We start from the raw sequence: 18,056 nt of genomic DNA on the forward strand, positions 1-18,056 counted from the left end.
CGCGGGTCCTTCAGGCGATTTCGAGGATGGCGGATTTGAGCTGTGCCGAACTCGGCCCGGCCATGATCGTGAACAGGCCCGGCTCGACGACCTCGCGCATGTCGACGTCCCACAGCGCGAACGCGTCCGGCCCGAGCGTAAAGCGCAACGTCCGCCGCTCGCCGGGCGTCAACGTCACGCGTTCGAACCCCTTCAACTCCATCACCGGCCGCGCCACCGATGACACTTGGTCGCGGACGTAGAGCTGCACGACCTCGTCGCCGGCGCGCTGCCCGATATTGGCGACGTCGACCTCGACCCCGACGCTGCCGGCGATGCCGATCTTTGCCGCCGACAGCCGCGGTGCGCTGACCTCGAAGCGCGTGTAGCTAAGCCCGTGCCCGAACGGGAACAGCGGCGCCGTCTCCGCGAACAGGTAGCCGCGCTGCGTCGACGGCTTGCGGTTGTAATAGAATGGCACCTGGCCGACTTCGCGGACCACGGTCACGGGCAGCTTGGCACCCGGATTGATCCGCCCGAACAGCGCCTCGGCCATTGCGGTGCCGCCCTCCTGCCCCGGATACCAGCATTCGAGCACCGCGTTCGCCTTCGCCATCACGCCCGGCCAGCTCGGCGGACGTCCGTTGATCGCCGCGATCACGATCGGCTTGCCCAGCGCATGCAGCGCGTCGAACAGCGCGTTCTGCTCGCCGAGCAGGTCCAGTGTGGTGCGATCGCCCAGGTGATTGGCCGAGAACCCCTCGCGGCTGGTCTGCTCGGTATCGCCGATCGCGAGGATGATCGTGTCGGCACCGCGTGCGACCTCGACCGCCTCGGCGATCAGCGCGCGGTTCTTGGCCGGATCGGCGAGCAGCACCGCGTCCTGCGACCGGTCCTCGCTCTGCGTGATGAACACGCCCTGCGCATGGACGATCGTCGCCGCGCCGCCGACCAGTGCACGCACGCCGTCGAGCAGCGACACCGTCTGGCGCGGCGGCGCGGAATAGCCGCCGAGCCGCGCGACCGCTGCATTGGGCCCGATGACGGCGATCTTGCCCTTGGGCGCGAGCGGTAGCGTGCCGTCGTTGGTCAGCAGGCACATCGATTCGCGGGCAGCCTCCAGCGCGACGCCGCGCGCTTCCGCGTTACCGGTCAGACGAGCGGCGGCGCGGGGATCGACCGCCGAGTCCTCGAACAAGCCGGCACGGAACTTCAAGGCCAGCATGCGCGCGCAGGCGGCGTCGACCTGCGCGATCGGCACCGTCCCCGCCCGCACCTGCGCGGGCAGCGTGCGATAGGCCAGGCCATCGGGCAACGCGCTGTCGACTCCGGCCGCCAAAGCCAGCTTCGCTGCCCCGTTCAGGTCACGCGCTATGTGGTGGATCGTGTCGAGCTCCTCGATCGCGCCGTAATCGCTAACGATTGCGCCCGAAAACCCCCATTCGCCGCGCAGCACGTCGCCGAGCAGCCAGTGGTTCGCATGGCTCGGCACGCCGTCGATCTCATTATACGATGGCATCACCGCGCCGATCCCGGTCCGCGTCACGACCGCGCGGAACGGCGGGAAGAAGCTCTCGCGCAGTTCGCGCTCGCCGATCGGAGCGGGACCGATATTGTTGCCCGCCTGGGGCTGACCGTGGCCGGTCATGTGCTTCAGCGTCGCGAAGACCTTGCCGGGTGCCAGCGTCGTGCTGTCGCCCTGCAGCCCCTCGACCGCGGCGACCCCCATCTCGCCGCACAGATAGGGGTCCTCGCCGAACGTCTCCTCGATCCGGCCCCAGCGCGGATCGCGGGCGATGTCGACGACCGGCGACAGCGAGAGGTGGCTGCCATGCGCGCGTACTTCGCGACCAATGATCGTCTGCGCGCGCCGCATCAGGTCGCGGTCGAAGCTGCCGGCCATGCCGATCGCCTGCGGGAACATCGTCGCGTCGGGCGCCATGTAGCCGTGCAGCGATTCCTCATGGAAGATCACCGGGATGCCGAGCCGCGTCCCTCGCGCCCAGCGCTGGACCGCGTTGACGAACGCGATCGTCGAGGCCGTTCCGCGCCACGCAGCGCCGGTGCCGCCAGCCGTCACCGCGACCGATGGCCCGCCACGCTTGTCGGACGGCCGCGTGACCTGCCCGAACCCCGCCGGATACGCCGCGGTCGCGCGCGCCGGATCGAAATCGAGCCCGCCCGGCACCATCACATCAGCCTTGGTCGCCCACAAGGAAATGGTCTGGCCAACTTTCTCCTCCAGCGTCATCCGCGCCATCAGGTCGCGGACCCGAAGATCGACCGGCGCGCGGGGATCGCGGTAGGTGGGTGACGGGGTCGCAGCGTACGCAACGCCCGGGATAAGCCCTGTGATGGAGACCGAGCCGAGCAGGCCGAAAAGGTCACGCCGGGTCGGCATCATGGTCGGCGCGTTCCCTGCTGTCTTCGTACCGGCCAAGATTATCTCCTAATGTGAAACGCGGCATTGCTGTCGAAGCCGTCGTCGTGATAGCGATAACATGGCTGATCATCCGCGATCCTGTCAATGTGGTGCGGAACGGCGGGAGAGGATTATGACGATATTCGGCCGATGGATCGGTAAGTTCGTGCTTCTGTTCGGAGCGGCAATTGGTTTGACCGGACCGGCGCAAGCTGAAGACGGCTATGATCTCTGGCTGCGATATCCGGCTTCGGCGACGACAGGCGCGCGCGGCGCACCCACGATCGAGGCACGCGGCGATACACCTACGCTGAAGGTGGCCGCGGCGGAATTACGCCGCGGCGTAGGTTTGTTCGGGACGAGCACGCTGCCGATCCTGCTGGCCACCACCAACGATCCCGACGTCGCAGCACTCCGCCTTCCGCTGGCAGCGCTCGGCGATGAGGGGTACCGCGTTGGACACGTCACGCTCGGGTCCCGCCGCGTGCTTCTCGTCACCGCCAACACCGATCGCGGCGTGCTCTACGGCAGCTTCGCGCTGCTGCGTCATCTCCAGACCGGCGGCAGCCTCGACCGTATCGCCCTGACCTCGAGCCCCCGCGTGAAACTGCGCGTGCTCAACCACTGGGACAATCTGGATGGCGTGGTCGAGCGTGGTTATGCCGGCGCGTCGCTGTGGGACTGGTGGACACTCCCCGATTTCCGCGACCCGCGTTACACCGACTACGCGCGCGCCAATGCCTCGATCGGGATCAACGGCACTGTCCTCAACAACGTCAACGCGAAGGCGGAGAGCCTTACCGCGCCGTACATCGCCAAGGCTGCTGCGCTCGCCGACGTTTTCCGGCCATATGGGATCAAGGTATATCTGTCGGCGCGATTCTCGGCCCCGATCGAACTCGGCGGGTTGAAGACCGCCGATCCGCTCGATCCGCAAGTCGCGGCGTGGTGGAAGGCGAAGGCCGACGAAATCTATCGCAGCATTCCCGATTTCGGAGGCTTCCTGATCAAGGCGAACAGCGAGGGGCAGCCGGGCCCGCGTGATTACCACCGCAGCCATGCGGACGGCGCCAACATGCTCGCCGCTGCGGTCGCACCGCATGGCGGGATCGTGATGTGGCGCGCGTTCGTCTATGCCGAGACCGACCCCGATGACCGCGCGAAGCAGGCCTATACCGAATTCAAGCCACTCGACGGCAAGTTCGCGCGCAACGTCATCGTCCAGGTCAAGAACGGCGCGATCGACTTCCAGCCGCGCGAGCCGTTCCACCCGCTGTTCGGCGCGATGCCCAAGACCCCGCTGATGATCGAGTTCCAGATCACCAAGGAGTATCTTGGCTTCGCAACGCACCTTGCCTATCTCGGGCCGCTGTTCGCCGAGACGCTCGGCAGTCAGACGATGCGGACGCCCGGTGAGACCGTGGCGAAGGTCGTCGACGGTTCGGTGGAAGGTCATAGACTTACCGGCATGGCGGGCGTGGCGAATATCGGCCGCGACCGCGACTGGGCGGGATCGACGTTCAACCAGGCGAACTGGTACGCGTTCGGAAGGATGGCGTGGGATCCGACGCTCGGCGCCGCACCTGTCGCGCGCGAATGGGCGGCGATGACGTTCGCGCCCTCCCCCGTCGTCGTTGATCCGGTGGTCGCGATGATGATGGGATCGCGCGAGGCGGTGGTCGATTACATGACACCGCTCGGCCTCGCGCACGTTATGGCGACGGGCCACCATTACGGCCCCGGCCCGTGGGTGGCCGACCTCAAGCGCCCCGAATGGAACCCGGTCTATTACCACCGCGCCGACAAGGCGGGGATCGGCTTCGATCGGACCAAGACCGGGAGCAACGCGGTTACGCAATACGCGCCCGAGCTTGCCCGCAAACTGGCCGATCCTGCGACTACCCCTGAGCGCGACCTGCTGTGGTTCCACCATGTACCGTGGACGTACCGGACGACCTCAGGGCGATCGGTGTGGGCGGAAATGGTCCATGATTACGATGCGGGCGTGGGCTACGTGGCCGGCATGCGTCGGCAGTGGGACGGCGTGAAGACCGAGGTCGATGCCGAGCGCTGGGCAAAGACCGCGACGTATCTAGCGGTCCAAGAGCGCGAGGCGCGCTGGTGGCGGGATGCCAGCCTTGCCTATTGGATGTCGGTCAACGGCCTGCCGCTCCCGGCGGGGGCCGCGGCACCCGCACATGACTTGGCATGGTACAAGGCACAGCGCTTCCCGTACGCGCCCGGCAACCCGCAATAGCTGCGCGCTGACACTGGATAAGAGGACGAGGATGCGATGATGAGACGGTGGCCGGTAGCGCTGGTGTTGTGCGCCCTGATCGTGACAGGCGCGGGCGCGCGGGACACTGCGCCGACCCGAGACGCACATTGGATTGCAACATGGGGATCGTCGCAGATGATCGCCGAGGGGGACAATGCGCTCCCAGCCGATCGGGCCGCCGCGATCACGCTGCGCCAAGTGGTGCGGGTCTCGGCCGGGGGCGAACGCATACGCATCCGGCTTTCCAACGCGTTCGGCACGCGCCCACTGGCGATCGGTGGGGCGCACGTCGCCCGATCGGTCGCCCCCGGTACGCCGCGGATCGAGGGCGACGCGCGGCTGAACTTCTCCGGCCAGAGCGACGCAGTCATCCCGGCCGGCGCGGAAATCTACACCGACCCCATCACGTTCTCCGTCACAGCCGGTGCCGATCTAGCCATCAGCCTGTATCTGTCGGACGCCGCCAGCCCGCAGACCGGCCACCCCGGCTCCCGCGCTACGAGTTTCACGCTGGCAGGCAACGCGGTGGCGGACGAAACGTTGGCGGGCGCAACACCGACGACGCACTGGTATGCGATCGCGGATATCGAGGTCGCTGCCGCGCCGACGGCGGGGACGATCGTGGCGATCGGCGACTCGATCACCGACGGTTACGGCGTGAAGCCCGAGCGCAACACCCGTTGGACCGACGTGCTCGCACAGAGACTTCGCGGAACTACGGCGACACGCGCGATCGGCGTTGTCAATGCGGGGATCGGCGGCAATCGCGTTCTGCTCGACGGACTTGGTCCCAATATGCTCGCACGGTTCGACCGCGACGTGATCGCGCGTAGCGGCGTGCGCTGGGCGATCGTGCTGGAGGGTGTGAACGACCTTGGCGTCCTGACGCGCGAGGCGCCCGCCACTCCTGCGCAACATGCCGTGATTGTTGCGCAAATCACGGCCGGCTTCGCGCAAGTCGTCGCGCGGGCGCATGCTCACGGGATCAAGGTGATCGGCGGGACGGTGATGCCGTTTGGCGGCAACACCAATTATCATCCGACCGCGGAGAACGAGGCGGATCGGCAGGCCGTCAACACGTTCATCCGAACCTCCGGTGTGTTCGACGCCGTCATCGATTTCGACCGATTGATGCGCGACCCGGCGCATCCCGATCGGCTGTCTCCTGCGTATGACTCGGGTGACCACCTGCACCCGTCCGAAGCTGGCTATAGGACGATGGGCAAGGCTGTACCGCTGAGTCTGTTCCGCGGCGCGCGCGCGTCGACCCGGTCGCGATCGGTGATCGGCGTTGCGGCTCCCGTGCCGGTAGGCCCCTCGAACCGAGCGGACAAACGTCCTGCCATTGCGATCACCTTCGACGATATTCCGGCACACGGGCCACTCATACCGGGGCAGACTCGGGTGGATGTGATCCGGGCGATTACCGGGGCGCTGGCCGCGGCGAAGGCGCCGGCGTTCGGGTTTCTGAATGCGGGATTTGGCCTCGATGCGCCGGACGATGCTGCAGGGGCGATCGCGGCTTGGCGTGCTGCCGGACTGCCACTTGGCAACCACACTTACTCGCATGCCAATCTCGACAAGGTGGGCGCGGCTGCGTTTTCCGCCGATGTGGTCCGGAACGAAGCGCCTCTTTCCGCCGTCGCCAAGGGGACCGACTGGCATTGGTTTCGGTATCCGTTCCTTTCTGAGGGTAGCACACCGGCGGTTCGCGACGCGGCCCGTGCCGACCTGCGGGCTCGCGGGTATCGGGTTGCGGCGGTGACGATGAGTTTCAACGATTTTAGCTGGAACCCGGTCTATGCCGCTTGCTCGGTCAAGCGGGATGTGGGTGCGATCGCCACGCTTGAGGCGAGCTTTCTCGGCGATGCGCGGGCTGCTGCGTTGGCGGCACGGGCGCGGGCCAAGGCTCAGGTGGGACGGGACATTCCCTATGTCCTGCTGATGCATGTCGGGGCGTTCGATGCGCGAATGTTGCCGAAGCTGCTCGCGCTGTACCGCGAGATGGGGTTCCGTTTCGTGACGCTGCCCGACGCCGAAGCCGATCCCTATTATGCGCCGGCGGTCGACCTTTCGCTGCCGGGGCCGACGCCGTCGCTTGCCGGCCCGCCTGCCCTGCCCGCGCTGGCCGGTCCGCCGGCGGGTCTGTGTAGCTGATTGCCGCCCCTCTCTCCCCCGGATCGGGAGAGAGGGGTTTCACCTCACTTCTCGTTGAGTGCCGCCTGCGCCGCTGCAAGCCGGGCGATCGGGACGCGGTAGGGGCTGGCGGAGACGTAATCGAGGCCGACCTTTTCGCAGAACGCGATGCTGGCGGGGTCGCCGCCGTGTTCGCCGCAGATGCCGAGCTTGATGCCCTCGCGGGTCTTGCGCCCGCGTTCGGCGGCGATTTCGATCAGTTCGCCGACGCCTTCGACGTCGATGCTCACGAACGGGTCCTTGGCGTAGATGCCCTGCTCGACATACGCGCCGAGGAAGCGCGAGGCGTCGTCGCGGCTGACGCCCAAGGTGGTCTGCGTCAAATCGTTGGTGCCGAACGAGAAGAACTCGCCGACTTCCGCGATCTCGCCAGCCCGCAACGCGGCGCGGGGGAGTTCGATCATCGTGCCGACGAGATACTCGATCGTCCGGCCCTTTTCGGCGAACACGGCCTTCGCGGCCTTGTCTACCACGGCCTTCATCAGCTCCAGCTCGCGGCGGGTGGCGACCAGCGGGATCATGACTTCAGGGATCGGGGCTGCGCCGGACTTCTCCGCGACATCCACGGCCGCCTCGAAGATGGCGCGCGCCTGCATCTCGTAGATCTCGGGGTAGGTCACGCCGAGACGGCAGCCGCGATGGCCGAGCATCGGGTTGAACTCGTGCAGTTCCGCCGCGCGGCGCTTGAGCGTGTCGACATCGACGCCCGCCGCGGTCGCGACTTCGGCAAATTCGGATTCCTCGTGCGGGAGGAATTCGTGGAGCGGCGGGTCTAGCAGGCGGATCGTCACCGGCAGGCCGGCCATCACCTCGAGGATTTCCGTGAAGTCCTTGCGCTGTTCGGGGAGCAGCTTCTCGAGCGCGACGCGGCGCCCCTTCTCGTCCGACGCCAGGATCATCTGGCGGACGTTGGTGATGCGGCTGCTTTCGAAGAACATGTGCTCGGTGCGGCACAGCCCGACACCCTCGGCGCCGAACTCGCGCGCGACGCGGCAATCCTCGGGGGTCTCGGCGTTGGCGCGGACCTTGAGGCGGCGGACCTCGTCGGCCCAGACCATCAGCGTGGCGAAATCACCCGACAGCTCGGGTTGGACGGTTGCGACCGCGCCGATCATCACTTCGCCGGTGGTGCCGTCGATGGTGAGCAGGTCGCCCTCCTTCACCTCGCGGCCGCCGCAGCGCATGATCTTGGCCTTGGCGTCGATGGAGAGCGTGCCGGCGCCGGAAACGCAGGGGCGCCCCATGCCGCGGGCCACCACGGCAGCGTGGCTCGTCATGCCGCCGCGTGCGGTCAGGATGCCCTTCGCCGCATGCATGCCGTGGATGTCGTCGGGCGAGGTCTCGGTCCGGACGAGGATGACTGCGACGCCGTCGGCGGCCTTCTTCTCGGCGGCATCGGCGTCGAACACGACTGCGCCTGAGGCTGCACCCGGCGATGCGGGAAGGCCCTTGGTCAGGACGTCGCGGTGCGCCTTGGGGTCGAGCGTCGGGTGGAGCAGCTGGTCGAGCGCCATCGGCTCGATGCGCAGGATCGCTTCCTCGCGGCTGATCAGACCTTCGTTGGCCATGTCGACGGCGATCTTGAGCGCGGCCTTGGCGGTGCGCTTGCCGGCGCGGGTCTGGAGCATCCAGAGCTTGGTCTTCTCGACCGTGAACTCGATGTCCTGCATGTCGCGATAGTGGTTTTCGAGGGTGTCGAACACGTCGGCGAGCTGGTGATAGACCTCGGGCATCGCCTCTTCCATCGAGGCGGGCTTGGCGCCGGCGTCTTCGCGCGCGGTCTTGGTCAGATACTGCGGGGTGCGGATGCCGGCGACGACGTCTTCGCCCTGCGCATTGATCAGGAATTCGCCGTAGTAGGCGCGGTCGCCCTTGGACGGGTCGCGCGTGAACGCGACGCCGGTGGCCGATGTGTCGCCCATGTTGCCGAACACCATCGCCTGGATGTTGACCGCAGTGCCCCAGCCGCCGGGGATATCATTGAGGCGGCGATAGACTTTCGCACGCTCGGACTGCCACGAGCCGAAGACGGCACCGACCGCGCCCCAGAGCTGGTCGTGGACGTCCTGCGGGAAAGGCTTGCCCCAGAGCTTCTCGACGAGGCCCTTATATTCGGCGACGAGTTTGCGCAGGTCGTCGGCCGAGAGTTCGGTGTCGAGCGTGAAGCCCTGGTCTTCCTTGGCGATCTCCAGCGCTTCCTCGAACGCGCCGTGATCGAGTTCGAGGACGACGTCGGCGTACATCTGGATGAAGCGGCGATAGCTGTCCCAGGCGAACCGCGCGTCCTCGGACTTGGCGGCGAGGCCTTCGACGGTCTCGTCGTTGAGGCCGAGGTTGAGGACGGTGTCCATCATCCCCGGCATCGACGCGCGGGCGCCCGACCGGACCGAGACGAGCAACGGGTCGGCGGGGTCGCCGAACGTCTTGCCCGTGACGCCCTCGATGTGCGCGAGGCCGGTTGCGACCTCGTCGCGCAGGCCCTGCGGGAACTGGCCGCCCTCGTCGTAATAGACCGCGCAGAAATCGGTCGAGATCGTGAAGCCCGGCGGGACCGGCAGGCCGATCGACGCCATCTCGGCAAGGTTCGCGCCCTTGCCGCCGAGCAGGTTCTTGTCGCCCTTGCCGCCATCCGAAACACCGCCGCCGAAGCGATACACATATTGGGTCATGGTCGGTCCTCTAAGTGTTTGTTTTTACCCGCAAGACGGCGCGGAAGTGCACAAAGTGCAGACGCTGGGAGCATCTGCACTTCGCTTCAAATCAACCCTCGATCTTCGAGAAATCCGCGACGTTGTGCACTGCGGCGCGGACTCGCTCAAGTAGCGCGAGACGAGCGGATCGCTTGGCGGGATCGGAATCGTTGACGATAACGCTATCAAAGAATGCGTCGATCGGGGCGCGCAGCGAGGCGAGCGCGGCCATGGCGGCGGCGAAGTCTTCGCGCGCGATCGCGGCGGTGGCGCGGGGTTCGGCGGAGTCGAGCGCGGTCATCAGCGCGGTCTCTGCGGGTTCGGGGGTGTAGGACAGCGCTTCTTCTTCGCCCCTCCCTGGAAGGGAGGGGTTGGGGGTGGGTCGGTCCGAGGCGGGCGCGGCGTTCCCACGAGGGCTACCCACCCCCGGCCCCTCCCTTTCAGGGATGGGAGCAGAAGAGGCTGCGTCGTCCTTCGGCGCTTCCTTCTTCAAAATATTGGCGGCGCGCTTGTAGCCGGCGAGCAGGTTCGCACCGTCCTCGGTGGTCACGAACGCCTGGAGCGCGTGGACGCGCGCGAGCAGGCGGACGAGATCGTCCTCGCCGCCGAGCGCGAACACCGCGTCGATCAGGTCGTGACGGACGCCGGCTTCGCGTTGTTGGACCGAGAGTCTTTCCCCGAAAAACGGAACGATCTCTTGCTGCTTCATATCAGCGAAGGCGAACACTGCCGCGGGTACTTGGTCTTCGGACAGGCGTGCAGTCAGAACGCTCTCTAAACTCCCGCCCCGCAAACCTTCCGTTTGGATGTCGTGTTGGGATGCCAAGGAAAAGAACGCTGCCATCCGGTCGTCCGAAATTTCGTCTACCCGACGCGCGCCAGCCAGCAACCGGTTCCACCAAAACACGCCGTGCTGGGTAAGTGCCTGAATCAAAGCCCGACGAAAGCCAAGTCGCAGTTGGTTGACGGTAATGATGCGGATGGCACCCAGCGCCGCTCGACGTAGAGCAAAAGGATCCTTCGAGCCCGTTGGCTTCTCGTTAATCCCGAAGAAGCCAGCAATCGTATCCAGCTTGTCCGCCAAGCTTACGGCCACCGTTACCGGGTCGGTGGGGACGTCGTCGCCTTGGCCGACCGGCTTGTAGTGGTCGCGGATGGCGGTGGCGACGGACGGGTGCTCGCCCTGCGCGGCGGCGTAGTAGCCGCCCATCAGGCCTTGCAACTCGGGGAACTCGCCGACCATGCCGGTGACTAGGTCTGCTTTTGCGAGGCGGGCTGCGCGGTCTGCTAGGTCTGCGAGCTCTTCTCTCCCATCCCGCTTGCGGGAGGGGTCGGGGGAGGGGCTAGCCTCAAACGCGGCGGTGGTGGTTGTGTCAGGCCCTCCCCCGACCCCTCCCGCGAGCGGGAAGGGAGCAGAAGCAGAAGCGACTATGCCCTCTTCTACCAGCCAGCGGGCGAGTTTCGCGACGCGGTCGACCTTGTCGGCTACGGTGCCGAGCTTTTCGTGGAAGACGATCTTCGACAGCTTCTCCGCCTGCTCTTCGAGCGGGACCTTGAGGTCGGTGTCGTAGAAGAACTTGGCGTCCGACAGGCGCGCGGCGAGGACCTTGCGATTGCCCTCGACGATCTTCGCGCCGCCGTCATGCGCGGCGATGTTAGCGGTACAGACGAAAGCGTTCGCCAATTTTCCGTCCGCGCCGCGGCAGACGAAATATTTCTGGTTCACGCGCGCCGTGAGCTGGATCACCTCGGGCGGGACGTCGAGAAACGCGGGATCGAACTGGCCGAGCAGGGGAATCGGCCATTCCGTGAGGCCAGCATTCTCCGCGACTAGGCCCTCGTCCTCGATCAGTTCGAGGCCGGCCTGCGCGGCGGCTTCGCGGGCGTGGTCGCGGATCAGCGTGGCGCGTTCGTCGTGGTCGACGATGACGTGGCAGGCGCGCAGTTTCTCGACATAGTCGTGCGCGCCGCCGATCGTGATCTGGTACGGGTGGTGGAAGCGGTGGCCGAGCGTGGCGGCGCCGCTGGCGATGCCGGCGATCTCGAACGGCACGATCTCATCGCCGAGCAGCGCGACGATGCCTTGCAGCGGGCGGACCCACCGGAGCGATTCAGTGCTGGCCGACGCATCGCCCCAGCGCATCGACTTCGGCCACGGGAACGCGCGGACGATCGCGGGGATCGCCTCGGCGAGCACGGCGGCGGTGGCGCGGCCGGGCTTCTCCGTGACTGCGAAGAGCGTACCGTTGCGGTCTATGAGTTGCTCGCGCGTGAGGCCCGTCTTGCGGAGGAAGCCTTCGAGTGCCTGGGGTGGGGCTGAGGTCTTCGGGCCCTTGGTTTCCTCGGAGACGGCGGCGGTCTCAAGCGGCAGGTCGCGCGCGATCAGCGTCAGGCGGCGCGGGGTCGCGTAGGTGACGATGGCGCTGGTGGCGATGCCGGCCTTGGCGAGCTCGGCGGTGAACAGCTTCGCGAGGTCTTCACGCGCCTTGGACTGCATCCGGGCGGGGATTTCTTCGGAGCGGAGTTCTAGGAGGAAGTCGGTCATTTGGGTTCGCACGCGAAGAAGAGAGAAGGGGTTTCGCGCAGAGGCGCAGAGGCGCGGAGGAGAAGGGTAGAAGAGAAGGTTGGAGCGGTTGCGCTGCGCGCGAACAAGTGACGCCGCAGGCGTCTTTGAACATGCCGAAGCCGGATTGCCGGTCGATATACCGACGGCCCTGCCTTCTGCTCCGCGCCTCTGCGCCTCTGCGCGCAAAAACCTTCTTGTCGACGAACAGCCATCACGCCGCCCATCCGTGCTTGTCCATCCAGGCGGCGCAGGCGCCTTTCGCGAGGTCTCGGACGCGGCCCATATAGGCTTGGCGTTCGGCTACCGAGATTACGCCGCGGGCTTGCAACAGGTTGAAGATGTGGCTGGCTTTGATCGCCTGCTCGTAGGCTGGGATCGGGAGCTTGGCGGCCAGTGAGTTCTCGCATTCGGCGACGTGCTTGCGGAACTGGTCGAAGAGCGAGTCCGTGTCGGCGATCTCGAAGTTCCACTTCGACATCTCCTGCTCGTTCTCCAGGAACACGTCGCCGTAGGTCACCCCGGCGTCGTTGAACGCCAGGTCGTAGACCGAGTCCTTGTCCTGGATGTACATCGCGAGGCGCTCCAGCCCGTAGGTGAGTTCGCCAGCGACGGGCTTCATGTCGAAGCCGCCCATCTGCTGGAAATAGGTGAACTGAGTCACCTCCATGCCGTCGCACCAGACCTCCCAGCCGAGCCCCCAGGCGCCGAGCGTTGGGCTTTCCCAATCGTCCTCGACGAAGCGGATGTCGTGCTTCAGCATGTCGATGCCGATCGCGGCTAGGCTGCCGAGGTAGAGCTCCTGGAGGTTGGCGGGGCTTGGCTTCAGGATGACCTGGTACTGGTAGTAATGCTGGAGCCGGTTGGGGTTCTCGCCGTAGCGCCCGTCGGTCGGGCGGCGGCAGGGCTGCACGAACGCGGCGTTCCACGGTTTCGGCCCGAGCGCGCGGAGCGTCGTGGCGGTGTGGAAGGTGCCCGCGCCCATTTCCATGTCGTAGGGCTGCAGGATCAGGCACCCGTGCTCGCTCCAGTAATCGTGGAGCGTGAGGATCATGCGCTGGAAGCTAAGAGGCTTTTTCACGGGCTGGGTCACGGGCTGGGTCACGCGCGGGCTTTGGCGGATGGGGGTGCGGGAGGCAAGTGGTGCGTTGCGACCGGGCGTCCTACATGGGGCCAAACCAACAATGAGGATGCCGTCACCTTGAAGCTGTTTTCGAAGATCGTTTCGTTCCGATCCGCGCTCTCTGCCATCGCCATGGCGTTCGCCCTGCCCGCCTGTGCGCAGGTCGCGCCGAAGCCTGTGCAAGCCGCGAACGATGCCGATCCGGCGTTGTGGGTGGTGAAGGACAAGGACACGACGATCTACCTGTTCGGGACGATCCATGTGTTGAAGCCCGGCATGACGTGGTTCGACGAGGCGGTGAAGACTGCGTTCGATCGCTCGAACCAGGTGGTGCTGGAGCTGGTGATGCCCGATCCGGCGAAGATGCAGTCGCTGGTGATGGCGACCGGCGTGTCGAAGGACGGGCCGACGCTGACCGAGCAGCTGCCTGCGGACAAGCGTGCGGCATATGCGAAGGCGGTGACCGACCTGGGGCTCCCGGCGAATGCGTTCGATCGGTTCAAGCCTTGGCTGGCGGCGACCAACCTGTCGATCGCGCCGCTGTCGAAGCTTGGGTACGACTCGGCGAACGGGCCCGAGCAGGTAATTACGGCGGCGGCGAAGGCTGCGGGGAAGCCGGTGATCGGGCTTGAAACGGCGGAGCAGCAGCTTGGGTATTTCGGCGGGCTGTCGCAGAAGGCGCAGATCCAGTTTCTGGGGAGCACGATCGACGAGCTGCCTAAGCTCGAGAGCACGATGGCGACGATGGTGGACGAGTGGGCGAAGGGGGATCCTGAAGCCCTCGCCAAGGAGATGAACGACAGTTTGAAGGACTCGCCCGAGGTGGCGAAGGTGCTGCTGGTGGATCGTAATGCGCGCTGGGCTGAATGGGTGAAGACTCGCCTCGGGACGCCGGGGACTGTGTTTGTCGCGGTCGGTGCTGGGCATCTCGCGGGCAAGGACAGCGTTCAGGCGCAGTTGGCTAAGCTTGGGGTGCAGGCTGAGCGGGTTCGGTATTGAGCCATCGAGTCCCTCTCCCCTCGGGGAGAGGGAGGGAGGAGCCCTTGCGACGGAAGGGTGAGGGGGAGTTGGGATAAAACGTCCCGAGCCTCACCGCCCCTCACCCTCCCACGTGCAAGCGCACGCGGGCCCCTCCCTCTCCCCGGAGGGGCGAGGGTTTAGTTGATTCTGACCTCGCTTTCCGCTATGCGCCCGCGCTTCCGGTCCATGGTCATCCCTGGAGGCGTGGGCGGGAAGGACAACAAACGAGTTTCGGAGAATACAGATGAGCGACCAGTTGACGCTCGCAGCCGAGACGCGTGACCGGGTTGGCAAGGGAGCCTCCCGGGCGCTGCGTCGTGATGGCCGCGTGCCTGCCGTGATATACGGCCTGAACCAGGAACCAACCTCGGTTCACCTCGAGGAAAAGGCGCTGATGAAGGCGCTGATGACCGGCCACTTCATGAATTCCGTCGTGATGGTCAACGGCGTGCGCACGCTGCCGAAGGACGTGTCGTTCCACCCGGTTTCGGACCGCCCGATCCATGTCGACTTCCTGCGCATCGGCGAGCATTCGACCGTCACCGTCGCGGTGCCGATCGCGTTCACCGACGAGGACGACGCACCGGGCATCAAGAAGGGCAAGGGCGTCCTCAACATCACGCGTCACGAGATCGAGCTGGTCGTCGACGCTTCGGACATCCCGAGCGAGATCACGATTTCGCTCGCCGGTCTGGAGATCGGTGATTCGATCCACATCAGCGACGTGAAGCTGCCCAAGGGCGCCACGCCCGCGATCGACGACCGCGACTTCGCGATCGCCACGATCGTGCCGCCGACCGTGCCGACCGTCGAGGACGAAGAGCTCGAGGCTGAAGTCGCCGAAGCTCAGGCTGCCGAGGCTGCTTCGGACGAAGAGCCGGTCGTTGAGCCTAACGACGATGACAACGACGACGACAAGATCACGCCGCAGAAGAAGGACTGAGGGTTCAGCCCTTCGTGTTAGGATGATCTGGCGGGCGGGAAAGCTAGGGCTTTCCCGCCCGTTTCGTTTTGCAAGCCGTTCGCCTACCCAAAAAACCGTCATCCCCGCGCAGGCAGGGATCCAGACCCTCGGACCTTTCCTGTTGAATCGAGGGGTTTGCCAGTATGGGTTCCCGCCTCCGCGGGAATGACGGTTTGGGGCGCGGACAACGATCGTTTTTGGAGAATCACACGTGCAGATCTGGGCGGGACTCGGCAATCCGGGGGCGCAATATGCGATGCACCGGCACAATGTCGGGTTCATGGTCGCCGACGCGATCGCCGAGGTGCACGGCTTCGGCGCGGTCAAGAAGCAGTTCCAGGGCTGGACGCAGGAGGGGCGGATCGGCTCGACCAGGATCCTCCTGCTGAAACCCGCGACCTTCATGAACGAGAGCGGCCGCGCGATCGGCGAGGCGCTGCGCTTCTACAAGCTTGGCGTCGAGGCGCTGACGGTGTTTCACGACGAACTCGACATCGCACCGTTCCGTGTGAAGGTGAAGACCGGCGGCGGGACTGCGGGGCATAACGGGCTGCGCTCGACCGACCAGCATCTGGGACCCGAGTTTCGCCGCGTGCGGCTGGGGATCGGGCATCCGGGGCACAAGGATCGCGTGACCGGATACGTGCTCGGCAATTATGCGAAGGCCGAGATCGAGCCGCTGTCCGGCATGCTCGGCGCGGTGGCGGCGGAGGCCAAGTGGCTGACGGAAGGCGACGACGTCCGCTTCATGAACGATGTCGCATTGAGGATGCAGCCATGACCACCCGTTCCCTGTTTGCCACGCGGTTCTACGAGGCCGATCTCGGTGACGACGATCTGGTCGAGGAGCTGGAGGACGCCGCGCTCGAACTGGCGAAGGCGGATCGCGCCGGGGTCGCGTGGTCGAAGGCGCATGGGTATCGCGGGTACACGTCGTATGCGTCGTTGAACGACCTGCCACTCCGCGATCCGCGGTTCGGGGATCTGGTTCGGGTGTTGAACAAGCACGTCGCGCAGTTCGCGAAGGATTGTGCGTTCGATCTGGGCGGGCGGAAGTTGAAGCTGGATAGTCTTTGGGTGAACGTCCTGAAGCCCGGTGGCGCGCATTCGGGGCATATCCATCCGCATAGCGTCGTGTCGGGGACTATGTATGTGGCGATTCCGGACGGGGCTGGGGCGTTGAAGCTGGAGGATCCGCGGTTGCCGATGATGATGGCGGCGCCGACCCGGCTGGAGGATGCGGCGGAGGATCTTCGGACGTTCGTGTATGCCGAGCCTAAGCCGGGGAGTGTTTTTCTGTGGGAGAGCTGGTTGCGGCATGAGGTCGTGCCGAATGCTGCCAAGGGTGAGCGGATTAGTATTAGTTTTAACTATCGGTGGTGATGGGGGCGGCTGAGACAGCTCGGCACGCAGAGTACCACCCCGGCGCAGGCCGGGGCCCAATTGGGGAACGTCGCTAACTGAGGACTGCCCTTCATCAGCTTAGCCTTCCCACTTGGGCCCCGGCCTTCGCCGGGGTGGTAGTGTTTGGGGGAGCGTTCGGCACCTTCTTACCCCCTCCCCTTCAGGGGAGGGTTGGGGTGGGGCTTGGCCGCATAGGTTAGCCTTCGTGGCACTGCCCCACCCCGACCCTCCCCTGAAGGGGAGGGAGTTTGAGGCGGCGCTCGTTGAGCACCGCCCCTGCCCGATTACGCCGTCTTCATTGTCGCCATGTCGATGACGAAGCGGTATTTCACGTCGCTCTTCACCATGCGCTGATAGGACGGCTCGATCTCGTCCATGCGGATCATTTCGATGTCCGACACCAGGCCGTGCTCGTTGCAGAAATCGAGCATCTCCTGCGTCTCGGCGATGCCGCCGATCAGCGAGCCGGCGATCGCGCGGCGCTTGAAGATGAGGTTGCCGACCGAGGGCGACGGATGCGCGTGCTCGGGGACGCCGACCAGCGTCATCGTGCCGTCGCGCTTCAGCAGTGCGGTGAAGGTGTCGAGGTTGTGGCTCGCTGCGACGGTGTTCAGGATGAAGTCGAAGCTGTTGGCGTGCTCGGCCATCGCGGCTTCGTCCTTCGACACGATCAGGTCCTTTGCGCCGAGACGCTTGGCGTCCTCGCGCTTGTTCGGCGAGGTCGAGAAGACATGGACCTCGGCGCCCATCGCGTTGGCGATCTTGACGCCCATGTGGCCGAGACCGCCGAGACCGACGATGCCGACCTTCTGGCCGGGGCCGACCTTCCAGTGCTTGAGCGGCGAATACGTCGTGATGCCGGCGCAGAGCAGCGGCGCGACCGCGGCGAGGTCGGCTTCGGGATGCGAGACCTTCAGCACGAAGCCTTCGTCGACGACGATCTTGTCCGAATAGCCGCCGAAGGTGTGGCCACCGAGCACGGGATCGGGGCCGTTATAGGTGCCGACGAAGCCGGTGGTCTCGCAATATTGCTCCTCGCCGTCCTTGCACGATGGGCACTCGCCGCAGCTGTCGACCATGCAGCCGACGCCGACGACATCGCCGACCTTGGACTTGGTAACATCGCTGCCGACGGCGGTGACGTGACCGACGATCTCGTGGCCGGGGACGCAGGGGTAGAGCGTGCCTTCCCACTCGCCCTTAGCGGTGTGGAGGTCGGAATGGCAGACACCGCAGAACGCGATATCGATCGCGACGTCGGTCTTGCCGGGTTCGCGGCGCTCGAAGCTGAACGGTGCGAGCGGTGTTTCGGGGGATTGCGCGGCGTAGCTGTGGGCGGTCGTGGTCATGAAATTCCTGATCTATCTCAAGCTGGGATCGGGATATAAGCGTCGACCATATGATAACTACCGACCGG

The 18,056-nt window shown here is 65.8% G+C and carries 11 protein-coding genes; 6 read left to right on the forward strand and 5 right to left on the reverse strand.

What is annotated here, in order from left to right; translation table 11 throughout:
- Positions 1-10: 10 nt before the first annotated feature.
- Positions 11-2,380, reverse strand: a complete 2,370-nt coding sequence (locus J4O76_RS09810) for a glycoside hydrolase family 3 N-terminal domain-containing protein (RefSeq protein ID WP_426281852.1) — start codon at positions 2,378-2,380, stop codon at positions 11-13.
- A 154-nt stretch (positions 2,381-2,534) separates the two neighbouring features.
- Here J4O76_RS09810 and J4O76_RS09815 point away from each other — a divergent pair, with 154 nt between their 5' ends.
- Both J4O76_RS09815 and J4O76_RS09820 read left to right on the forward strand, forming a co-directional pair.
- Positions 2,535-4,658, forward strand: coding sequence for an alpha-glucuronidase family glycosyl hydrolase (locus J4O76_RS09815; RefSeq protein WP_426281560.1), 2,124 nt, complete (start codon positions 2,535-2,537; stop codon positions 4,656-4,658).
- A gap of 36 nt (positions 4,659-4,694) precedes the next feature.
- Positions 4,695-6,836, forward strand: coding sequence for a GDSL-type esterase/lipase family protein (locus J4O76_RS09820; RefSeq protein ID WP_426281561.1), 2,142 nt, complete (start codon positions 4,695-4,697; stop codon positions 6,834-6,836).
- Between the two features lie 44 nt (positions 6,837-6,880).
- Here the strand turns inward: J4O76_RS09820 and ppdK are convergent, their stop codons facing one another.
- From ppdK to J4O76_RS09835, 3 genes are all read right to left on the reverse strand, one after another.
- Positions 6,881-9,544: a pyruvate, phosphate dikinase gene (gene ppdK, locus J4O76_RS09825; RefSeq protein WP_426281562.1), complete on the reverse strand. Its 2,664-nt coding sequence runs from the start codon at positions 9,542-9,544 to the stop codon at positions 6,881-6,883.
- A 91-nt stretch (positions 9,545-9,635) separates the two neighbouring features.
- A complete protein-coding gene (gene glyS, locus J4O76_RS09830) occupies positions 9,636-12,110 on the reverse strand; it encodes a glycine--tRNA ligase subunit beta (protein WP_426281563.1) in 2,475 nt (824 codons plus the stop codon).
- 232 nt (positions 12,111-12,342) lie between these two features.
- A complete protein-coding gene (locus tag J4O76_RS09835) occupies positions 12,343-13,182 on the reverse strand; it encodes a glycine--tRNA ligase subunit alpha (RefSeq protein WP_093398883.1) in 840 nt (279 codons plus the stop codon).
- A gap of 201 nt (positions 13,183-13,383) precedes the next feature.
- Between J4O76_RS09835 and J4O76_RS09840 the strand changes: the two genes are divergently transcribed.
- The 4 genes from J4O76_RS09840 (at position 13,384) to J4O76_RS09855 (ending at position 16,618) form a co-directional block, all read left to right on the forward strand.
- Positions 13,384-14,250 carry a TraB/GumN family protein gene (locus tag J4O76_RS09840; protein ID WP_426281854.1) on the forward strand — a complete coding sequence of 289 codons (867 nt, stop codon included), beginning with the start codon at positions 13,384-13,386 and terminating at the stop codon, positions 14,248-14,250.
- A 265-nt stretch (positions 14,251-14,515) separates the two neighbouring features.
- Complete coding sequence (locus J4O76_RS09845) at positions 14,516-15,214, forward strand: 50S ribosomal protein L25/general stress protein Ctc (protein WP_056488652.1); 699 nt, start codon at positions 14,516-14,518, stop codon at positions 15,212-15,214.
- Between the two features lie 232 nt (positions 15,215-15,446).
- The gene (pth, locus tag J4O76_RS09850) at positions 15,447-16,016 is read left to right on the forward strand and encodes an aminoacyl-tRNA hydrolase (RefSeq protein ID WP_426281565.1); all 570 of its coding nucleotides are present in this window, start codon (positions 15,447-15,449) and stop codon (positions 16,014-16,016) included.
- Positions 16,013-16,618 carry a TIGR02466 family protein gene (locus J4O76_RS09855; protein ID WP_426281566.1) on the forward strand — a complete coding sequence of 202 codons (606 nt, stop codon included), beginning with the start codon at positions 16,013-16,015 and terminating at the stop codon, positions 16,616-16,618. Before pth ends, J4O76_RS09855 begins: the two co-directional genes overlap by 4 nt.
- A gap of 305 nt (positions 16,619-16,923) precedes the next feature.
- Here J4O76_RS09855 and J4O76_RS09860 read toward each other — a convergent pair whose 3' ends face one another.
- Positions 16,924-17,988 (reverse strand): NAD(P)-dependent alcohol dehydrogenase, encoded by a 1,065-nt coding sequence (locus J4O76_RS09860; protein WP_426281567.1) that lies wholly within the window; start codon positions 17,986-17,988, stop codon positions 16,924-16,926.
- Positions 17,989-18,056: the final 68 nt, after the last annotated feature.

The organism is Sphingomonas sp. NFX23 (assembly GCF_049887795.1).
Taxonomy (GTDB): domain Bacteria; phylum Pseudomonadota; class Alphaproteobacteria; order Sphingomonadales; family Sphingomonadaceae; genus Sphingomonas.